This is a genomic window from Compostibacter hankyongensis (genome assembly GCF_039541075.1).
GTDB classification, from domain to species: Bacteria; Bacteroidota; Bacteroidia; order Chitinophagales; family Chitinophagaceae; genus Compostibacter; species Compostibacter hankyongensis.
On the sequence record NZ_BAABFN010000013.1, the window covers coordinates 1 to 1,037 of the forward strand.

Here is a 1,037-nt window from a genome sequence, read left to right on the forward strand (position 1 = left end):
AACGTCTTGTGCTATTAAAAACATAATGCGTGTTTGATCTTTGAAATTTTGAGTCCATTTTTGAAATTGATAAACTGGAGTAAAGAAACTGCCGACAGCTTAGAAGCTAATCTGGCAGCCAATCCAGGGAATGATCTGGCATAATTTCTTCTCAGATTTAGATGGTCGCATAATTGCGCAAATACTGTTTCGATCATTTGCCGTTTCGATCTGTTTTTCTTTGGATATTTCCTATAGTGGTGCTGATTATGCCTAAAAGGAACCTTGAGCTTAACCTCATAGTGATCGAATAAATTTATCTGAACAGCCTGAGAAATGTATGCACGGTCCCCTAACAGGAATTTTTGTTCTGGTAAATGGTTGATCTCCTTTAAAAAATTAATATCATGAACATTCGCTTTGGTTATATCTGCTTGCTGGATTACCCCATTGTCATATATAATCACATGAAGCTTATAGCCAATATACCAGCTTTTGTTTACAGCACTATAACCTTTAGCCGGAGCTGTTTCAAAATCACTTTTAAAGGACTTGAACGATTTCTCTCTGGCCAGTTTAACAACGGGAACTGGTATGCTGTCTACAATCATGGTTTGACTCAACTGATCCAAACGCTCTGCTACATGATGTTGTACTCGTTCAATCATAGGGGACAGCCGCCTGCGACGACGATTAAAACGACTCCGGTCAATCAGGTTGTCAAACAAATCGGCATAATCAGTTTTCAGCTTACTCCAAAGCAAATTTTCGGAATCAATTCCCAATGTTTCCATCAGACACGACAGTGCAACGATCTGCAAATCGTTCATCTTCGGAACTGCCGGATAAAACTGAAAATCATTCCGATCATTTACTTCTTTTTTAAAGAGCTCTTTGCAAATGCTATAAAATTTTCTGAAATTCGTGGGAATGTTGTGCATGAATCGTTTAGTATTTGTGGTTATTTACTAAAGACGACTGCACAACATTTTTTATTTCATAACTATATACATATTTGTTATTCCCATAAATAATCACCCGTTAATAGCACAACGCGT

At 37.4% G+C, this 1,037-nt stretch carries 1 protein-coding gene; it reads right to left on the reverse strand.

Annotation, left to right across the window (positions count from 1 at the left end; translation table 11 throughout):
• Positions 1-14: 14 nt before the first annotated feature.
• Positions 15-920 carry an IS982 family transposase gene (locus tag ABD851_RS14410; protein WP_344980497.1) on the reverse strand — a complete coding sequence of 302 codons (906 nt, stop codon included), beginning with the start codon at positions 918-920 and terminating at the stop codon, positions 15-17.
• Positions 921-1,037: the final 117 nt, after the last annotated feature.

Excerpts from the sequence above, each read along its gene's own strand:
- ABD851_RS14410 (WP_344980497.1), bottom strand. The coding sequence starts at position 920 with ATGCACAACATTCCCACGAATTTCAGAAAATTTTATAGCATTTGCAAA.